This is a genomic window from Zhouia amylolytica (assembly GCF_900116365.1).
Classification (GTDB): Bacteria; Bacteroidota; Bacteroidia; order Flavobacteriales; family Flavobacteriaceae; genus Zhouia; species Zhouia amylolytica.
Genome location: NZ_FPAG01000006.1, coordinates 324,910 through 343,880 on the forward strand (window position 1 = coordinate 324,910; position 18,971 = coordinate 343,880).

At 34.1% G+C, this 18,971-nt stretch carries 22 protein-coding genes and 2 pseudogenes; all 24 read left to right on the top strand.

Annotated elements, in window-relative coordinates:
• Nucleotides 1-159 precede the first annotated feature (159 nt).
• The 24 genes and pseudogenes from BM361_RS11795 (at nt 160) to BM361_RS11910 (ending at nt 18,618) form a co-directional block, all read left to right on the top strand.
• Nucleotides 160-2,466, top strand: coding sequence for a glycosyl hydrolase family 95 catalytic domain-containing protein (locus tag BM361_RS11795; RefSeq protein ID WP_074978995.1), 2,307 nt, complete (start codon nt 160-162; stop codon nt 2,464-2,466).
• A gap of 318 nt (nt 2,467-2,784) precedes the next feature.
• Nucleotides 2,785-3,000: a hypothetical protein gene (locus tag BM361_RS11800; RefSeq protein ID WP_394364645.1), complete on the top strand. Its 216-nt coding sequence runs from the start codon at nt 2,785-2,787 to the stop codon at nt 2,998-3,000.
• 191 nt (nt 3,001-3,191) lie between these two features.
• Complete coding sequence (locus BM361_RS11805) at nt 3,192-3,791, top strand: hypothetical protein (RefSeq protein ID WP_074978997.1); 600 nt, start codon at nt 3,192-3,194, stop codon at nt 3,789-3,791.
• Between the two features lie 91 nt (nt 3,792-3,882).
• A complete protein-coding gene (locus tag BM361_RS11810) occupies nt 3,883-4,539 on the top strand; it encodes a hypothetical protein (protein WP_074978998.1) in 657 nt (218 codons plus the stop codon).
• A 369-nt stretch (nt 4,540-4,908) separates the two neighbouring features.
• Nucleotides 4,909-5,232: an ArsR/SmtB family transcription factor gene (locus BM361_RS11815; RefSeq protein ID WP_074978999.1), complete on the top strand. Its 324-nt coding sequence runs from the start codon at nt 4,909-4,911 to the stop codon at nt 5,230-5,232.
• Between the two features lie 3 nt (nt 5,233-5,235).
• Nucleotides 5,236-5,703, top strand: a complete 468-nt coding sequence (locus BM361_RS11820; RefSeq protein WP_074979001.1) for an SRPBCC domain-containing protein — start codon at nt 5,236-5,238, stop codon at nt 5,701-5,703.
• A gap of 3 nt (nt 5,704-5,706) precedes the next feature.
• Nucleotides 5,707-6,108: a DoxX family protein gene (locus tag BM361_RS11825; protein WP_074979003.1), complete on the top strand. Its 402-nt coding sequence runs from the start codon at nt 5,707-5,709 to the stop codon at nt 6,106-6,108.
• The gene (locus BM361_RS11830) at nt 6,101-6,565 is read left to right on the top strand and encodes a phage tail protein (protein ID WP_074979005.1); all 465 of its coding nucleotides are present in this window, start codon (nt 6,101-6,103) and stop codon (nt 6,563-6,565) included. The genes BM361_RS11825 and BM361_RS11830 overlap by 8 nt, the downstream gene beginning before the upstream one ends.
• 21 nt (nt 6,566-6,586) lie before the next feature.
• The gene (locus BM361_RS11835) at nt 6,587-6,958 is read left to right on the top strand and encodes a VOC family protein (RefSeq protein WP_074979007.1); all 372 of its coding nucleotides are present in this window, start codon (nt 6,587-6,589) and stop codon (nt 6,956-6,958) included.
• Nucleotides 6,959-7,224: 266 nt separating this feature from the next.
• Nucleotides 7,225-7,341, top strand: a pseudogene (locus BM361_RS11840) (tyrosine-type recombinase/integrase); the annotation flags it as partial.
• A 142-nt stretch (nt 7,342-7,483) separates the two neighbouring features.
• Nucleotides 7,484-7,966 (top strand): hypothetical protein, encoded by a 483-nt coding sequence (locus BM361_RS11845; protein WP_074979009.1) that lies wholly within the window; start codon nt 7,484-7,486, stop codon nt 7,964-7,966.
• A gap of 410 nt (nt 7,967-8,376) precedes the next feature.
• Nucleotides 8,377-8,667, top strand: coding sequence for a hypothetical protein (locus BM361_RS11855; RefSeq protein ID WP_074979013.1), 291 nt, complete (start codon nt 8,377-8,379; stop codon nt 8,665-8,667).
• Between the two features lie 210 nt (nt 8,668-8,877).
• Nucleotides 8,878-9,600 (top strand): hypothetical protein, encoded by a 723-nt coding sequence (locus BM361_RS11860; protein WP_074979015.1) that lies wholly within the window; start codon nt 8,878-8,880, stop codon nt 9,598-9,600.
• Nucleotides 9,601-9,813: 213 nt separating this feature from the next.
• Entirely contained in the window at nt 9,814-10,290 is a 477-nt protein-coding gene (locus BM361_RS11865) for a hypothetical protein (protein WP_074979018.1), read from the top strand.
• A gap of 107 nt (nt 10,291-10,397) precedes the next feature.
• Nucleotides 10,398-10,736: a hypothetical protein gene (locus BM361_RS11870; RefSeq protein WP_074979019.1), complete on the top strand. Its 339-nt coding sequence runs from the start codon at nt 10,398-10,400 to the stop codon at nt 10,734-10,736.
• Between the two features lie 211 nt (nt 10,737-10,947).
• A pseudogene (locus tag BM361_RS17260) lies at nt 10,948-11,082 on the top strand (hypothetical protein); the annotation flags it as partial.
• A 387-nt stretch (nt 11,083-11,469) separates the two neighbouring features.
• Nucleotides 11,470-11,757, top strand: coding sequence for a hypothetical protein (locus BM361_RS11875; protein WP_074979021.1), 288 nt, complete (start codon nt 11,470-11,472; stop codon nt 11,755-11,757).
• Between the two features lie 266 nt (nt 11,758-12,023).
• Nucleotides 12,024-13,340 carry a TlpA family protein disulfide reductase gene (locus tag BM361_RS11880; RefSeq protein WP_074979023.1) on the top strand — a complete coding sequence of 439 codons (1,317 nt, stop codon included), beginning with the start codon at nt 12,024-12,026 and terminating at the stop codon, nt 13,338-13,340.
• 158 nt (nt 13,341-13,498) lie between these two features.
• Complete coding sequence (locus BM361_RS11885; protein WP_074979024.1) at nt 13,499-14,089, top strand: hypothetical protein; 591 nt, start codon at nt 13,499-13,501, stop codon at nt 14,087-14,089.
• Nucleotides 14,090-14,375: 286 nt separating this feature from the next.
• The gene (locus BM361_RS11890; protein WP_074979026.1) at nt 14,376-14,753 is read left to right on the top strand and encodes a hypothetical protein; all 378 of its coding nucleotides are present in this window, start codon (nt 14,376-14,378) and stop codon (nt 14,751-14,753) included.
• A gap of 382 nt (nt 14,754-15,135) precedes the next feature.
• Nucleotides 15,136-15,837 (top strand): hypothetical protein, encoded by a 702-nt coding sequence (locus tag BM361_RS11895; RefSeq protein WP_074979028.1) that lies wholly within the window; start codon nt 15,136-15,138, stop codon nt 15,835-15,837.
• Nucleotides 15,838-15,852: 15 nt separating this feature from the next.
• Entirely contained in the window at nt 15,853-16,764 is a 912-nt protein-coding gene (locus tag BM361_RS11900; RefSeq protein ID WP_074979030.1) for a hypothetical protein, read from the top strand.
• 27 nt (nt 16,765-16,791) lie between these two features.
• A complete protein-coding gene (locus BM361_RS11905; RefSeq protein ID WP_074979033.1) occupies nt 16,792-17,403 on the top strand; it encodes a hypothetical protein in 612 nt (203 codons plus the stop codon).
• A 219-nt stretch (nt 17,404-17,622) separates the two neighbouring features.
• Nucleotides 17,623-18,618, top strand: a complete 996-nt coding sequence (locus tag BM361_RS11910; protein WP_074979036.1) for a dienelactone hydrolase family protein — start codon at nt 17,623-17,625, stop codon at nt 18,616-18,618.
• Nucleotides 18,619-18,971: the final 353 nt, after the last annotated feature.

Consider the following 18,971-nt stretch of genomic DNA (forward strand, 5'->3'; position numbering starts at 1 on the left):
CTCTTGTCTTAAATCCATCTATTCGTTTAAACGGTTTGATAAACTGTATGGGTGTCTTGATACTGATTCTTATTTTCATTTATATTTACCACCTGTTTAGGTCTATTGACCTAATTGATTTTGTTTGATGAAGTTCAATTATAATTTAGCTATATACAAATGAGTAACAGGGGTTTTAAAAAGGGATTATGTGCATTTTTCCTAGTGCTTTTTACAAGTTTCATACTGCCAGCTCAAACGGACGATCGCAAGGGTGCGGTTCCTTATAAGTTGGAGTTTAATGATTTGGCCAAACGATGGGATGAGGCTATTCCGTTAGGGAATGGAATTATCGGTTCGCTATTATGGCAAAAAGGAGAACATCTAAGAATGTCATTGGATAATGTTTATTTATGGGATTTGCGTCCTATGGAAAACCTGCAGACTCCTGAATTTAAATTTTCGTGGGTATATGAGAAGTGGAAGAATGATGAGTACAGGGATGTTCAGGAGAAATTTGATGTTCCTTATAATAAATCGCCGGCTCCTTCTAAAATACCCGGAGCAGCTATGGAGTTTGATGTTGCCGGTTTTGGTGCGGTTAAAAAGGTAAGTCTTTCGCTTGATAATGCTTTATGTACTGTAAACTGGTCTAATGATGTGACCTTATTATCTTTTGTACATGCCGATAAGAATGAAGGATGGTTTAAGTTTGAAGGGGTAGATAAGGGGTTTAAACCTGTTTTATTGCCGCCGGCCTATAATGTTGAGGGCGAGGATAAAGACGACTCACCGGTTACCGGGAAAGATTTAAGACACCTTGGATATTCGAAGGGTGAGTTTATTGAAGGGGCTAATGAATTAGTTTATATCCAGGATGGATGGGGCGATTTCAAGTATAAGGTTCACGTGGTATGGACTTACGAGAATGGTAATATGATCGGAAAATGGAGTATTGATACGAGCCTGGAAAGCCCAAAAGACCTGGATAAATCTGGTCTTTCTTTATCTGCTGATGAAAGTGATGCAGGATTTGAAAGTGCATTTAAGGAGCATGCTGACTGGTGGGAAGAGTTTTGGGGTAAATCTGCCATTCGTATACCTGATACTGTTTTAGAGAAGCAGTGGTATCTGGAGCAGTATAAGTTTGGGTCTGCTGCCCGATCGGGAGCGCCACCTATTTCGTTACAGGCAGTTTGGACTGCGGATAACGGAAAGTTACCACCGTGGAAAGGGGATTTTCATCATGATCTGAACACGCAGTTGAGTTATTGGCCGGCATATTCGGGGAATCATCTGGATTTGGAGATCGGTTTTGTGGAGTGGCTGGAAGCTAATAAAAAGAACTTTAAAAGGTATACGAAAACGTATTATGAAACTAAAGGGCTGTCTGTACCCGGGGTAACTACTTTAACCGGAGAGCCTATGGGCGGATGGATTCAGTATGCTTTTGGTCCGACTACCTCGGCGTGGTTAGGACATCATTTTTATTTACACTGGCGTTATTCGATGGACAGGGATTTCTTAAAAGATCATGCATATCCGTGGATCAAGGAGGTGGCTGTTTTCTTTGATGACATTTCGGTTAAAAACGAATCGGGTCTGCGTCAGCTACCCATTAGTTCAAGTCCGGAAATACACAATAATTCCAGAAAGGCCTGGTTTGGTGAGACTACCAATTTCGACCTGGCAGCTATTCGATGGACGTATGAAAAGGCGGCTGAATTAGCCAAGGAATTAGGGAAAGATAAGGAAGCGAAGCAGTGGGAGGAGACCTTAAAAGAGTGGCCTTATTTTGCAATTGATGAGAATGAGGGGTTGATGGTTGCTCCGAATCATCCTTATGCAGATTCGCATCGTCACTTTTCTCATATCATGGCGTACCATCCTTATGGGTTAGTCGATTATTCGAAAGGTGAAAAGGAACGTCAGATAATCGACAATACGATTGACAATTTATTGAATGTAGGGTCTGATTATTTTACGGGGTATTCGTTTAGTTGGCTTGGTAACTTACAGGCAAGAGCCTTTGATGGGGAAGGTGCTGCCAACACTTTACGGATTTTTGCTGAAAACTTTTGTTTGCCGAATTCTTTTCACGTGAATGGCGAGCAACATAACAGGGGGTATTCGAAATTTAAATACCGTCCTTTTACCCTGGAAGGTAATTTTGCTTTTGCGGCCGGAATCCAGGAAATGTTGATTCAAAGTCATACGGGTGTTATTAAAATCTTTCCGGCTATTCCTAAGTTATGGCAGGAGGTAGGATTTGAGCAATTAAGAGCGCAAGGTGCTTTTTTGGTTTCTGCACAGAGAAAAGGAGGAAAGGTTGATCGTATTACCATTGTTTCTGAAAAAGGGGGCGTTTTAAAACTTCAGAATCCTTTTGGTCAAAAATCATTTAAGGTTGATGTTCCTTATGAGGTTGAAAATGATGTGATCATTATAGAGATGAAGGAAGGGCAAACGATACAATTCACTTCTTAAGCTTTCGGGTTATTTTACTTTTTGATTGAGATTCTTGAATAAGATATAAAGATAGGTTTAGAGTGTTTGTTCTTTTAACACTGTTGGTGCTGTTTGATTTTTAAACAGGATCGGCAGTGTTATTTTTTTGGATCCATGTGGGGAGTTTTGAAGTATTCGGGAACAGGGTTCTTTTTGGATTATTCGGTTTCTTGCTGATGATTGTCTTGATGGTCGGTTATGTTTTACTAAATTACAACGAATATTATCGCCGCCGGGCCAATTGAATCTAATTCAGGCTGAGGTGGTGTAATTAAATCAACTGGAATTTTTACTATTATGCAAACTATACTTGGTGCCAACGGACAAATTGCTATAGCCTTAGCAGAGGAGCTTAAGCGTCATTATACTTCAGACATCAGGCTGGTAAGCAGAAACCCGAAGAAGGTCAATGAAACTGATCAGCTTTTTCCTGCTAACTTATTGGATGCTGTGGAAACTGATCTGGCAGTGAATGGCGGTTCAAAAATGATATTAACCTTTGCCGTACAATAGCATACTTAGATGGCCCCTTTTCTGAAGCCTGGAATGTGTTATCATAGTTTGTAGCATAGGACTTTAAGCTACTGCTTATCCTCCCATGTAGCAAGAAACAGTTTTTCAAATAAATCTATTAGATTTGTAGGAAACATACTAAATATAAACACCATATGGTGATTGTACAATTGTTAGCTAACATTTGAGAAATGACATTTGTATTAATATTTTTTGGTATTTTAATCGGACTGAATTTAATACCAGGGCTAATTAAGAAAGAATACCCCAAAACCGAAAAAATTATTACTCGAATTGTGTTTTATGCAACCATAATATTCCTGATTTTGATTTTGTTATCGTTTTTTGGAATTAGATTCAAAGGACTTTATACGAACACAATAATCGGTCTGACTTTTTTAATATCAAGTCTATTTTATTTCGCAACGAAAAAAAACACAAGGAATAAAATAAAATCAATAGTAATCTTATTTCCATTGATTTTAGCTGGTTTATATTTGCAGTTTTTTAATCAAAATTTGGGAACGTATAAAGTAAATGACGAACTCAATATAAACATCAGCCAAGAAGGATTTTTGGCTTGTGGAGAAATAATCCGACTGACTAAATCAAGGCTACTGATTTTTGAAAAGGAATTGATTTATGACAGTAACCAGTGTTTGAGAGGAATAGACCGAATTGAAATGATTGAATTTAATGATAAGCGTGCTGAATTTTTAATTTATCATAATAGAGAAATGGACTCTGAAAACCCTTATCCTTACGAAATTGAAAATAAAAACGTGTGGTAACAACTTGTATAGCTCATTGCGGCTGAGCATCCTCGTGGATATCCGGCAACGAGCCATACACAAAACTGTTGGCACTAATTTGAAAAAATCTATGAAAAGAAACTTAATTCATTTGACTTTAGTTCTGTTCTCCATATCAGCTTATTCCCAAACATTCTCTGAAAGCTACTATGACTTATTCAGAAAATCTTGGGAAAAAGAACCGACTAAAGAAATGATTGACCAAGTTGACCCGAAAATGGACAGTTTGTACAGAGCGACAACAGGAAAAGGATTTTGGGAAATGCAAGCAGAGGGATTAAAAAAAACTACAACAAACAATATCAATAATTATAAAAAAGTCTTTGACCTCAAAAACTTGGACATCGATAAAATTGACTACTTAATTATTATTGAGGAATCTATTAGAGGAACGAACTTTCCACCTGACTTTAGCCGTAAAGGATTTGTAGTAATTGGGTCAGATATGTTCACATATTACTATAATCCTGAGAATGGAAATTCCTTAAAATTGACAAGTGACTTTTTTGACGAATCTAATCCTAATTATAAATCAAGACAGGTTGTAACTGATATTGCAAAATCGAATAAAGTAGAGCAATTTTCGATTTTAGCAAAAAAGGAAATGGAAATAGAAATTGGAGAACCAAAAATAGAATACGAAATAGTTGTTTTTGATAAAAAAATGGGGGATAAACCACTCAAAATAATTTACCTGCACGATTTTATCACTGAACTAAAAGATTAATAAAAACTAGTGCTAACACCGTATAAAAATAATGCTTAAGTTTAATCTTAAATCAAAGGGTTAGTGCGTATTTGGTCACTCCGATTTTCATACGGAAAATCATCGGACACAAAACCGCACTATTCTTATACCAACCGTTGTAGCATAGACTTTAAGCTACTGCCTATCCTCCCATGTAGCAAGAAACAGTTTTTCAAATAAATCTATTAGATTTGTAGGAAACATACTAAATATAAACACCATATGGTGTTAGTCCAATTGTTGGCGGTAATATAACGGAACCGAAAAACCACTATTTCCAAAAAATTTAAAGTGAAAATTTGTGCAGTCAAATAGTTGCGCTTATATTTGCAGTCAAATAACTGCGTAATGAAATTAAGACGAGATGTTTTTCAAGCCATTGCTGACCCAACTCGAAGAACAATCATTTCTTTGGTTGCACTACAAGCTATGACACCAACGGCCATTGCCGAAAATTTTGACTATTCAAGGCAAACCATTTCCAAACACATACAAATACTAACCGAATGTGAAATTTTGGAACAGGAGCAAAAAGGGCGAGAAATTTACTACCAATTAAACCCAAACGGAATGAAAGAAATAGCAGAATTTATCGAGCCTTTCAGAAAACTATGGGACGACCGATTTAACAAATTGGAATCGGTAATGAAAAAATATCAATCAAAAAAATAAAATATGGAACAAAAAACGAACGTCATAGCCGAAGACGGCAAACAGGAAATACTTATAACACGAGAGTTTGACTTGCCAGTAGAACTTTTGTACAAAGCATATACCGAACCCGATTTTATTGAGCAATGGATGGGAACAAAAGTGCTAAAGTTTGACTTTCAAAAACACGGAAGCTACCAATTTTCAACTACCGACCCAAAAGGTAACCAAATTGGATTTAATGGAACGATACACGACTTTACAACAAACCAAAAAATCATACGGACTTTTGAAATGGAAAATATGCCATTTGGTGTTCAACTCGAAATTTACGAATTCGAGAAATTGACCGAATCCACAAGCAAATTAAAACAGCAAGTAATTTATCAATCCGTAAACCATAGAGACCATAATCTAAAACTTCCGTTCAAGCAAGGTATTAATTGGGCTCACAACAGATTAGAAGAAATTTTACAAAATTTAAATGCTTAAATAATGAATAAAGGAAACAAAATAATTTATTGGATTACCACCAGCTTATTGGCAATAGGTATGTTACAAAGCGGAATTTTTGCAATACTCAAATCAAAAGAATGGGTTGAAATTGTAACCGGCTTGGGCTATCCTGAATATTTTTTGATTTTACTCGGTGTTTGGAAAATACTTGGGGTAATTACTATATTAATTCCAAAATTTCCATTGCTTAAAGAGTGGGCTTATGCAGGTTTCTTTTTTGCAATGTCAGGTGCACTTATTTCACATTTAGCCGTTGGCGATTTTGCAATTAAATCAATTGCAGGACCTACTTTCCAAATACTTTTCATTATTCTGTCTTGGTATTTCAGACCTGTAAATAGAAAAATTATTTCCAATAGCAAAACACATAAAAATGCCTAATAAAGTAGATTTCAAAAATGTAACGTTAACAGGGTTAGAATCATCACCTTTTGCTGAAACACTTGCAGGTTTACGAGCACACGAAGCTCGATATTTTATGAACAAATATAAACTTGAATTTGAGACGGAAACTGCAAGTAAAAACCAAGTAACATTGGATTGGGTCAACCGTATTTTAAGAGACGAAAGAGATATTGAAATTGAAGCCAAACCCTTGGAGACAGCAAGTTTGCGAATTGAAAATATAAAATGGGATTTTGTGTTCTATGAAAGTGGACTTGCAATCAATGTTTTGTATCCATTGGACAATCCTAAAAAAAGAGCAGTCGGGTTTAAACTATCAGAGGGAATGGAGATACCGAAGGAATTGGAAAATAAGTTCAAATTTGCACGGCAAAAATCAAAATTGGCAGGAACAATTAGGGGCTCATTTTTTGTCATTAAAGGCGAATATTAAAAACAATAAAAGAGTAGTAAAATGATAAAAAATGAGCCCATAATTGGTGTAACCGATGTTGAAAAAAGTTCCGAATGGTATCAAAAATTGCTTAATTGTAAAAGTAATCACGGAGGATCAACATTTGAAATGTTAGCGGACGATAATGGAGATATTTTTCTTTGCTTGCATAAATGGGGAGAACACGAGCATCCCACACTTTATAGCCCTCAAATACTACCTGGAAACGGACTAATTTTGTATTTGAGAGTTGAAAATTTAAATAAAGTTTGGAATAATGCACAAGAATTTGATTTTGAAATTGAAGAGGCTCGGCATTTGAATTCTAATTCGGGAAAGGAGCAGTTTTGTCTGAGAGATTTAGATGGATATTATTTAATGATAACAGAATAAATACTACCGCCAACAAGGGTAGACGTTGCACAACCTATTAATTACATAAATACAGAATTAAAACAAGCCCTTTTAAGGGCTTTTATTTTACGCTTTAGTTCCGTTACAAACTAAAATTGAGAGGCTTATAAAGAAGTGAAATTCTTCGTAGGAGCACTTTTAGCACAAAACAAACACCTTGCATACTTGCTGCTCCACTTATGGTGTGTTTTTTAATGTATTTCAGGTGCTTTTTAAGGTTGTAAGCGATAGCAGAGAGCTGCATACATTTACTGGAGAATGGAACTGACTTAAGATATGTTCAGTTGCTATTAGAGCATAACAGCACCAAAACTACAGAAATTTACACTCATGTAGCCAGAAATAGTTTTATTAAAATATAAAATCTGTTAGATTTGTAGGTGAACATATATAAAATAAACACCATATGGTGTTTATGTAATTGTTGTGGCAAATTTGAATAAACTAACTATTATATCAATTTTAATTCTACTTTTTAGCTGTAAACATAAGGAGCAAAAGGTAATGTCGGAATTTACCGAGCAAGATGCGTATGAAATAATTAATGCTCACTTTATAGGACAACTGAAAGAAAATGATGGGGATTCAATCTTATACTGGAATAACAGACAATTGACAAGTCCCGAATTTGAACATACATTTATCGAATCTGATAGAATTTTAAACTTTACCGAAATGCCAGCTCCTTATCCAACCTTCACTTCTGAATATTGGAAAACGGACAAAATAAAAGGCATAACTATAATGGAATGGAAAGAGTACGATTCGTTCTTTAAAGAAAATGATTCTATTGATTTAGAAACCTTATGGGATTCAAAATTTAATGGAGAATTCGTTCATAATGTATCCTATCCTATTTACAATCCTGAAACGAAAATTGCGGTAATTCGAGATTATAATTATCGCCCATTTCTTATTTGTGGAACTGGATTGGATAACTTGTATTACTATAAAAAAACAGAAGTTGGATGGACAACGTTGAAATAAAAAACTGCCTATAACACGATGTATAAGTAATAGAGGTTTAAGTGATAAAATAAAGTATAAACATAAAACAAAGGTCTGTGCTAAATCGAAAAGTTAGGGCGTACAATCCCCAACTGCTCATAGCCCAACCGTTGCCAACAATATGAAAAAAAATCTCGATAGCCGAAAATACAACCTAATTGGAATTTTAGTCGGAACAATAATTGCGTGGATTATTGCAATGCAGACTGACTTACCAGCGAGCTCAAATCAGGGCGGATTTATTCCCTTTATTTATCCACCTTTCATCGGAATTTTGACTGTTGTCGGCTATTTAATCAGCAGATTGATAACGAAAAAATATAATTGGATTATAAGCATAATCGGAATAGTTTACATTCTACATTTTGCGATTGATTTTAATTTAAGTTATGCTTAAAAAAATAACCCAATGGACTTTTCTAAAAGGCTATTTAATAGTCTATCTGACTTGTTGTTTGATTTTTACAATTATCATGTGGGACACACTTTCTAACGCAGAAGGTTGGGGAGTTGTTTATATGGTTGGATTGTTTATAATCGGAATTTTTGGATTACTAATTGACTTTATTCTGACTTTAATAATCAAGAATAAAAAAATACTCAACGGAATTGGAATTTTTATAGCAATCGGATTTTCAATTATGTTGTTTATCGAATTGAAAAATAATGGATTTAATTAAAAATACTGTTGGCAACAATGTATAACCGCAATTTATTCAAGGCATATTATTTTATAGGAGTTCATCAGTCGCTGCGCTCGTGTCGGCGGATTCGACTACGTCCGAATCCACTCGGAATTACTAAGGTCAGTTCCAAACCGAAAAGTAAAACATATAAACACGTAACTGACGGTTATACGAAACCGTTAGCTGTAATTTAAAGCAACCTTTATGGTAGAAAAAAAAGAAATCGAAAAATTAATAATTCAGAACAAGAAAAGTAATCTGAAAAACCATTTGAATGATGCATTTTTTTACAATACAATAAAATACAGCGGAGAAATAAAACCGAATGAACTTTTGATTTGGCGTTCATCTCATTTCATACGTGGCGCTTATCCAATCTTCCATCTGACTTTTAACCAAAATAACCAACTGATTGGAATAAAAAAGCAGAAAAACCCTTACCACAAACTGCTGAATAAAATAACAATCGGATTTTTAATTGTGTTGATTTCAGGTTTGTTCCTCTCAACTGACTTTAAAATGGCTGTAATTGGAACAATAGGAATTTCAGTTATTGGACTTTTATTGAGTTTAGTTTTAGGAAAAGCCAAGAAATATGAAACCAAACTTCTGACAGATGAACTAAAAGAGGCAATTGAAAATTTAGAGCAGGCCAATTATCCAGAACTAATTAAAAAACCGAAATCGGAATTAAAAAAAGAAAAGGTTAAGGAATGGACTTTTACGAAAGTATTGACAAGGCTTATCCTCTACCCATTCTGTTTATTTCTCCTTTATTTATGTGTTCAAATGATTTTAAATCCTGACCCAAATCACATAAGACAAAGACCATTAGGCATTATGGGTATCTTAATTGTTGGAGGATATTTATTGGCTGACATAACAATTATTGTAAAAAAAATAATAAAAAATAGAAACTATAGCTAACACAATGTATAATTCATTGCTTCTGATTTTCCTCACGGAAAATCCTCGCAAATTTGCTATCTTAGTTTCTTAACCCGAAAATCCTGCGGATTTTATTCATGATATATTGATTGTTTAATTAGGTATTCATGAATCCTTTGGATTTCACGTACCGAAACCATACACAAACCGTTGTGTGTAATTTGAAGAAACACGAAAATCGAAAAATAAGAGTTGAATTTAACCGAGAATTATATAAAAATAAAAGAGTTTATTTCTGAATATTATTGGATTGCTGGAATACCATTTTTGATTTGGGGATTGATTCTTGTAATTGAGCAAAAGCAGGACGTAAAACAGAACGGAACTGAAACATTTGGAATGGTTTATGGCTCTAAATCGATTTATAAACAATACAGCAAACGGAGTTATAAATACAAATTCTATTATAACGGAAAAAAATATACAGGAACTTCGACTGCTTATAATTCGGAAAATGTAGAAAATGGGAATTTTTACAAAGTGGAATTCTCTGATAAAAATCCTGAACATAGCCGAATGAATTTTGACTTGGAATACGTTAGAGAAATAAAGATTAATGAAAACGGAAAAGTCGATACAACTTATGTTCCGAAAGAACAAAAATTGCGGAATGAAATGAAAGAACGATTAGAAAAATTTAAAATTGAACTGGACACTATAAAAAACTAAACACAACATGGGCTAAAATGCATTGCGGCTGAACAAAGGTTCAGCCAGTTTTGCTATCTCAGTGCGGCACAACGCATATTAGTCAAACCGTTGTAGCACATTAAAAAATGACTTCAGAAGCCATACATACAGAAATAATTGACAGAAAAACTGTGGATGACATAGAAATTATTCAGGAGAACCCTGATAACTATCCTAAAGGGAAATCAAACATTTATGCAAAAAACAGTGAAGGAAAAATTGTTTGGTATGCAGAATTACCATTAACAGGAGATATTTATCCTAATCCGATTCAATGGAACAAGTCTTTAAACGCAAAAGCTAAAAATTGGGATGAATTTTACGTTGACAATCAAGATACATTTACAGTTTCTTCTTGGCATAGCTACACAGTTTCAATTTCATATGAGACAGGTAAAATCATACAATCGGAATTTACAAAGTGAAATTAATCGGAACCTATTCGACTCGTAAAGTTTTTGGTTCGACTATGACCAATTTCAACTTGACCAATTGCTAAAATAAGATTGGTTATGCTTTGCAACTTCAGATATTGACCTAAATGACCAATAACTAGAAAAGTTCGTCAGATACTCAATTGATAATGGAATTTTGGAATTTAAATGACATGGTGAATATAGGGAAAAGCTTCATGACGTATTTGATGAAACTATGACCCAAATGAAAGTTGTTGAAAATCATGACCCGATTTCAGTTATGACCACTTGGCATAATGACGAAACTCTTGCAGACGCATTTTGGGAATGTTTGTTCACTACATGTTTACCATAAACTGCTGACTTGGAGAATATTTCAATAATCTGAACTGACCTAAAAGGAAATAACAAAACAACTGCATTGCAAGGGATAATCGAACGATTTGAAAAAGGATGGATACCTGAATGAAAAGAATAAATACGTGTTACAACAACATACTAAGATGGTCTCTTTTTTGGAGCCTGGATTGCGTTATCATAGTTTGTAGCATAGGACTATAAGCTACTGCCTATCCTCCCATGTAGCAAGAAACAGTTTTATCAAAAAAATCTATTAGATTTGTAGGTAAACATATTAAAAATAAACACCATATGGTGTTTATGCAATTGTTATGTGTAATACCGAAAAAAATTGAGTCAAAATTTTAGCATAAAGCATCAAGAACATTTTAAACTCTATGTCTTGCTCAAAGACAAAATCATCTTTGAAAATGAACTCGATAAAAATGGAGTTAAATTCTATCAGGACTCAAAAGAACAGCCATATATTGATAAAGGAGTCAGATACTTTTTGGCAGATAAAGACAGGAAAATTATAGATTCAATAATAATTGAAAATAAAATAGTTGCCTCAACTGAAACCATTCCTGGATATAACTATAATGATCAAAGCAAAGTCCTAAAAATGTTCCTATTGGTTTTAACTGGAATAATATTTATAATAATTCTTTTAAGCTTAATAATGAATTAAAAATAAAAGGTACTATAAACAACAAAGGGCTATAAAGCATTGCTGCATCCTACACGATTTAGACTATTTTCTTATATTGAGCAACAAGAACAAAAATGAAGCGTCACATTTCCAACGTGGCTCTGAGCCTCGCCAGAGGTAAAGGACAACGCCAGGCTCAGATCCACACTCCACAACGCTTCATAGCCTGACCGTTACCTGCAAGTGTAAAGAACGGCACAGCAACAAATAAACAGAATGAGAAAATTAATAATCTAACCCAAAAAATGAATTTTAAAGCATTGAGCCTATTAGCAACCTGTATTACAATTTTAATTAGTTGCTCGTCAGAAAAAACAATTAAACTTCCACTAACTCATCAGGATGGATATGGTTATTTTAACTCTGCCCTTGCAGGAATTTCTCCGTACTCCGAAGATGAGAATAATTCATGGAAAAAAACATATTTGTCAGCAAAAGGAGCTCCAGAAAATTGGACTGAAATTAAATTTGGAGACATTGAGACAAATATTTATCAATCAGTTTATCAAAACTATTTAGTTGGTAATATAACCCAAGAGAGATATGAAGAGTTACAAAAATCATGGGATTGGAAACCTGACACTCTTGAACTATCAAAAGAACCTTTGAAAACTAAGATAGCATTTGCTTTTGGTAAAGACTCAGCAGGAATAACAAACATGATAGTTGATGCAAATAACAATCTTGATTTTAGTGACGATAAAAGTTTTATTCCATTTAATTTCCCTTCTAAAGAACAAATAAATAAAGATTCTATTGTATCAAGTAATTCAATAAACGTATCATTTGAGAGGCTGATTGACAACAAAATAAAGTTAGTTACAACTCCTCTTTTTATAGTGCATATGAGTCAATATAATATGTTTATGTGCAATTTTCCACAACATTCAGTTGCTGATTTCGAAGGAAAAAGAATTGCCGTTTGTTCTGATGGTTTTACTAATTTATCATTTGAGAATCCAAATATTATCTTGTTGACAGATAGCCTAAAAGAGGGTGATAAAATCGGTGATGAACAGTTAATTGCAAAGAATGAATTCATTGAAATTAATGGAAAGATATATAAGAATAGTGGGGTAAATTTAAATAGCAATACTTTGGAATTAGAAGAAATGACATTGCCAAAGAGTGAATTGTATTCAACTCAGATTGGTTTTAAATCTTTTTCTTTTAAGGGTAACGATTTTATGACAGAATCTCAAATATCAACTGAACAATTGAAAGGTAAATATGTATTGCTTGATTTTTGGGCGACTTGGTGTGGACCTTGTAGACAAGAAATCCCAAACTTGAAAGAACTTTATGAAAAAACTGAAAGACACAAATTTGAAATTGTGGGAATAGTTGGAGATAGCCCATCAAAAGCTCTTAAAGAGATGATAGAGAAAGACTCAATTAACTGGACTCAAATACTTTCGACCGATTCCAACAAAATCAAGGAAACATTTGGAATTCATGGATACCCAACCACTTTTCTTGTAAATCCTGATGGAATAATCATAGCAAAAAACTTACGTGGAAAAGAATTAGAAAACAAAGTTCTTGGATTGATTAATGAATAAACTCCAGCAGGTTACAATAGCTATAAAGAATTGGGGCGAAAGTGATAAAATAAAGTATAAACATAAAACAAAGGTCAGTGTTAATCTGAAAAGTTAGTGAATAGAAAGCCTCTACTATTCATACACCAACCGTTAGCAGCAATTTGAACCAATACCAAATGAGAACATTTTTAATCTACATTTCACTAATCTTTATTACTTCTTGTGTTAGCGAAGAAGAAAAAAGGGCAACAGAATATTTGGAAAATTATGTGAAAGCAAAAAATGAATTTAATTATGATTTGACCGACCATTTCCCAAATATCCTAAAATCTAACCGACAATTGAGTGTAGGCTATCCAGCTGGCGCATATGGTAACGGAATGGCAAATATTATATATTCTCAAGAATTGGACTCAACCGAATTCAGAAATACAATTAAAAAACTGAGTTTAAATAAAATTTCTGCTTACAAACCGACAGATAGCCTATTTATAATAATTGGAGACACTCTGGATTATGGGAAAAAGGATTATGGAATACCAATACCAAGCTTTGAAAATTACGAGCGAGATTTTGGCTTGAACAGTAAGTATTTGACTGAAAACCACAAAATATATGTTTTGGAATATAAACCTGGGAAATTTATGGAAGAAAAGTATTTGACTTCAAACCCAAATTTGCCTGAAAAATGGAAAAACGGATTTTCAAGAGGAATAGCGACTGATGAAAAGGGAAATGAACTTATATATTGGCTTTGTGTTTGGTAAAAAGAAAAAAGAGCTGCTAACAATGTATAACCGCAATTTGCTTACGCCAGTTCTATATGATCGTGACGGCGGATTCGACTACGTCCGAATCCACTCGGAATTAGCTCCGCTGAACCTAAAGGTTTGCTAACGTCAGTGCTAAATCGCAAATTAACGCATATTAACCCGTAACTGACGGTTATACGAGACCGTTGTGCCGAATTTGAGAAAAGTGATAAAAAAAGTCTTAATCATACTATTCGTATCTCTAATTAGTTGAAAAAATGAAACTAAAAATCAAAATGTAATGAGTTGGGACATTGTACTTTTTAATTCAAAACAGAAAATAGAATCAGTTGCGGAATTGGACGAAAACCTACTCGAACCAACCGACTTTAGCAGGATTTTGGAAAGCTCATTTGACCGAATTAAAAAAGATGATAATCACAGAGAAATAATTGGAACTGATTTTACGATTGACTTTTTTGCCAACGACGAGCATTCGAGCAACATTATGCTCTCATTGTACGGAGAAAACGGACTTTATGAATTAATTGAGTTGGCTAAAAATCACGATTGGCAGATTTATGATTCTGGACTTGACGAAATGATTGACTTGGAAAATCCTGAAAATAACGGGTATGATAACCACAGAAAGTATGTGGAGCAAATAATGAAAAAATAAAAGGGGGGGACAACATTGTAAAACGCAATTTGCTTACGCCAGTTCTCTGTGCTCGTGTCGGCGGATTCGACTTCTATTCGATTGTGATCGGGATAAACCAAGCGGGTGGTGTATACGGCGGGTCAATAATAATATTAACCAATGTAATATAACAACATACTAAGATGGTCTCTTTTCTGGAACCTGGATTGCGTTATCATAGTTTGTATTATATGACTTTGAGCTACTGCCTATCCGCACATGTAGCAAGAAACAGATTTTCAAATAAATCTATTAGATTTGTAGGTGAACATATTAAAAATAAACACCAAATGGTGTTTTATGCATTTGTTGTGTGTAATTTAAAGAAACCCAAAGAACTAGCAATTCAAACAAAGACAAAGTGAGCATATTCTCTTATCATTTAATCGAACTTCCATTTTTTGAAGCTGTAAAGAGAATATTATCAAGTCCAATTTCCAAAGACATTAAAGGACTTATCCATTCCGAATACATGACTGCCATGACCTTAGGGGCTCCAATCTTTTCGACTTCTCGAGTTTTGATTGGACAAGTTGCTGTCTTTATGCAATGGAAAAATGAAAATGCACTTGAAAACTATTTGGAACAGGACAGTTTTGGAAGAATTTTAGCAAAAGGTTGGCATTTACGTTTGTCCTTTATCAGAGAATGGGGAAAGTTCAGCGGATTTAAATTACCAAATGATAAAGACCAATTAGAAAGTCCAAACTCTCCTGTTGTTGCTGTTACAATAGCAAGAATGAAACCTTTAGCTGTTCCTAGATTTATCCATTGGGGAAGACCCGTTGAGAAGCTTGTTAGAGACCACCCAGGAACAACTCTCTCGTTAGCCTCAGTTAAGTTCCCTAACACAGTCTCGACCTTTTCAATTTGGAAATCTGAAAAAGAAATGACCGATATGGTGCATGGTCATAGTAAAGTGGAAAAACCGAAAAGGCATTCTAACGTAATGCAAGAAAGGGAAAGAAAAGACTTTCATTTTGAGTTTACCACACTTCGATTTAAGCCTTTAGCGGAGTATGGAGAATGGAAAGGTCAATCGAATTTTATTCTAAATAATTAAACCTTGTTTGTGGAGATGGGAATAGCTAGGAAAAATCAAAACATTCAGGATTGGATTACTCAACAATGGGTTATACTGTTTGGACAAAGAATTGACAATAAAAAACACCAATGGCTTTTAGGCCCATTTGGTGGGACAAAAGGAATCGGGATAAAATTCGTTGAGCAGTTAGCTAAAAATGAGAGTTTAGTAATTGATAGCCAAAGAAAAAACAAAGGACTACTTGATTCAATTCTGAATCTAGGACTGCCAGAAACTGAGCTAAAAAGACTATCTCCGAACGTAATTGACTTCTATGAGAGCACGTCAAGTTATGACTTGCTTTTAAAGGCAAAATGGAACCCATTTTTCAAAATTTTCGGAATTGTAGTAAAAAGTGTTTTCAGTAAGAGAATTGAACAACTTAATGTCCCTATTGAAAACCTCGAAGATGCATCAGGACTAACGAATGAAATAATTAAACTAGTTGATAAAAAGACCAATGAAGCTAAAAGAACAATTTGGCTTCGGACTTTCAAATCTACAGGTCAAGTTGTTTACTCAGGAGTTTATGAGACCTGCTCTTTACCAAACAATCAGATTTGTATCAAGGCTATTTTTCCTTTGCCAAATGGAAACGCAACAGTGATATTGACTCCGAGTGTTGGTAAAAATGGAGAACTCATTTTAGATTCTTCGGGACAAAGAATTGGAGATAGTGGATTCTACTTCTTGCTTAGGGATTCCAAAGGACAATTATGGAGTAAATTTATCAAGTCCTTCATAGACAAATTAGTCGTAAAAAGCATAAATGATAGAATTAGTGCGACACAGACCTTGACTTTGTGGAATTTGAAAGTTCTCGAATTTGAATATGAAATAAAAAAACTACACACAACAAAACCTATAAGCAATAGCGCCCTTCGGGACGCTACTACTCATAGCTAAACCGTTAGCTGCAACTAAATAGACAAAATGAACAAGCTACTCAAAATCCTACTGATTATAATCGGAATCTTGATTACCGTATTTGGTGGATTTTATCTTTTCCTTCATTTAGCCTTTGATGGTATTTTCACGGGTCCAGCCTATACAAAGCAGGACTTGATTGAAAACTATGAAGAGAAACATACTCAAATCCTTGAAGTCAAGTCTTTCATTGAATCAAACCTTCCCTCAGACACATATATCGACATTGAATTTGAAAATGGCGACTTAGGTATTTTTCATATAAGGAAAAATGGCAACTACGATAGCAATTGGAATTTAGACATTGACTCAAAAAAAACAGACTCACTTCTAACTGTAATTGGATGGACGAAAAGCAACCTTGAAAATTTAGAAGATAAGCTTGATGAAGCAAATTGTATATCAGTTGCAAGTGGCAATCCGACCACGATTGGATGGCAAAGAAGCGGAATGGGAAAATTCTTCTATAAGATATTTAATGAAAATCTTACTGACAGCTTAATAAACGAATACAATGGTGGGTGCACTCATATCTATTACAAAGACAATATTGTTTTAGAGTATGGTGGCGGTGCAATTGGACCTCAATGCTTTCCAGGATTTGAAAGAAAAAAATAAAAGGCAGCAGCTAACACGGTATATAGCAAATAGGGCGTTTGGTAGTTTACGAAAGTATAAATATAAAACAAAGGTCAGTGCAAAACCGATAGGTTTGTGAGTAAAAATCCGCTACTTTTCATATACGAGACCGTTAGCATACATTTGAATAACCTTCCCAAAAATTATTATTGTAACATTCTGTTTTTGAATCAGTCTTTTGAATAAATTTAAGACTATATGAAATTATTAACAACATTACTATTATTAAGTATTTGTTCTATTTCTTTCGCACAGAGAACAAAAATTATAAAAGCATTTAATCATCATTCTATCATATTAAAGGGCGATACAATAAACTATCATACATATTCCAAAAAGAGTGTCGATTCAACAAAAAATCTGCTATTATATATTCAAGGCTCAAAAGCTATGTCTCTCTATCAAACAATGGAAGAAGATGGAAAAACCTACGTTGGAACTGTAATTCCCATTGATTTCAAACTCTTACCAGAGGATTATTTGCTTGTGGTAATTTCAAAAAAAGGATTTCCTTTCCTAACAGATATGGACAAAGAATTTCCCGTTCCAAAAGAATATTATGAAAATCAAACGTTAGTTTACAGAGCTTTTCAAGCCAATCAAGTAATCAACGACTTAACTGAAAAACATAAGAACCATTTTGAAAAAATAATAGCACTTGGTCATTCTGAAGGAAGTGATGTAATTGCTAAATTAGGGACAATAAATAAAGAAATTACACATTTTGGTTATTGGTCTGGAGGTGGAAATACACAATTTATTGACTTTGTAACTTTTATTAGAAAAGATGTTGTTAAAGGCAACCTGACAGAAGAGCAAGCGCAATTGAAAATCGATTCGTTATTCATAGATTTAAAGGACATTATGGCTAACCCAAATGCTACTGACAAATTTTGGCAAGGAGATAAGAACAGTTATAAAAGATGGAGTAGTTTTTCTGAGCCACCCATTGAAAATTTATTACAAATTGACAAACCAATATTTGCAGCAATTGGGACAAAAGACCAAGCAGTAGCTCTAGAATCGGCTTACTTAATACCAATAGAATTTATAAGACATCAAAAGGATAACTTAACTTTTAAAGCGTATCCAAATTTAGACCACGTATTTGGGAAAGAAATAGAAGCCAGAAAATTTGAAGAACATTTGAATGATGTCTTTATAGATTTTTTAAATTGGGTAAATGAAAACTGATAAAAACGTATGCCAACAATGGTAAACGTTGTACAACCTAATTAATTACATAAATACAAGCTCCAAATAAGCCCTTTTAAGGGCTTTTATTTTACGCTTTAGTTTCTTACAAACTAAAAATTTAAAGGCTTGTAAAGAAGTAAAATCCGTCGCAGGAGTACTTTTAGCACAAAACAAACACCTTTCATACTTGATGCCCCACTTTGTGTGTGTTTCTCTATAAATTTCAGGTACTTCTTCAAATTTTAAGCAATGGCAGAGAGCTGTATATATTTACTGGAGAATGGAACTGACTTAAGATATATTCAGTTGCTATTAGAGCATAACAGCACCAAAACTACAGAAATTTACAC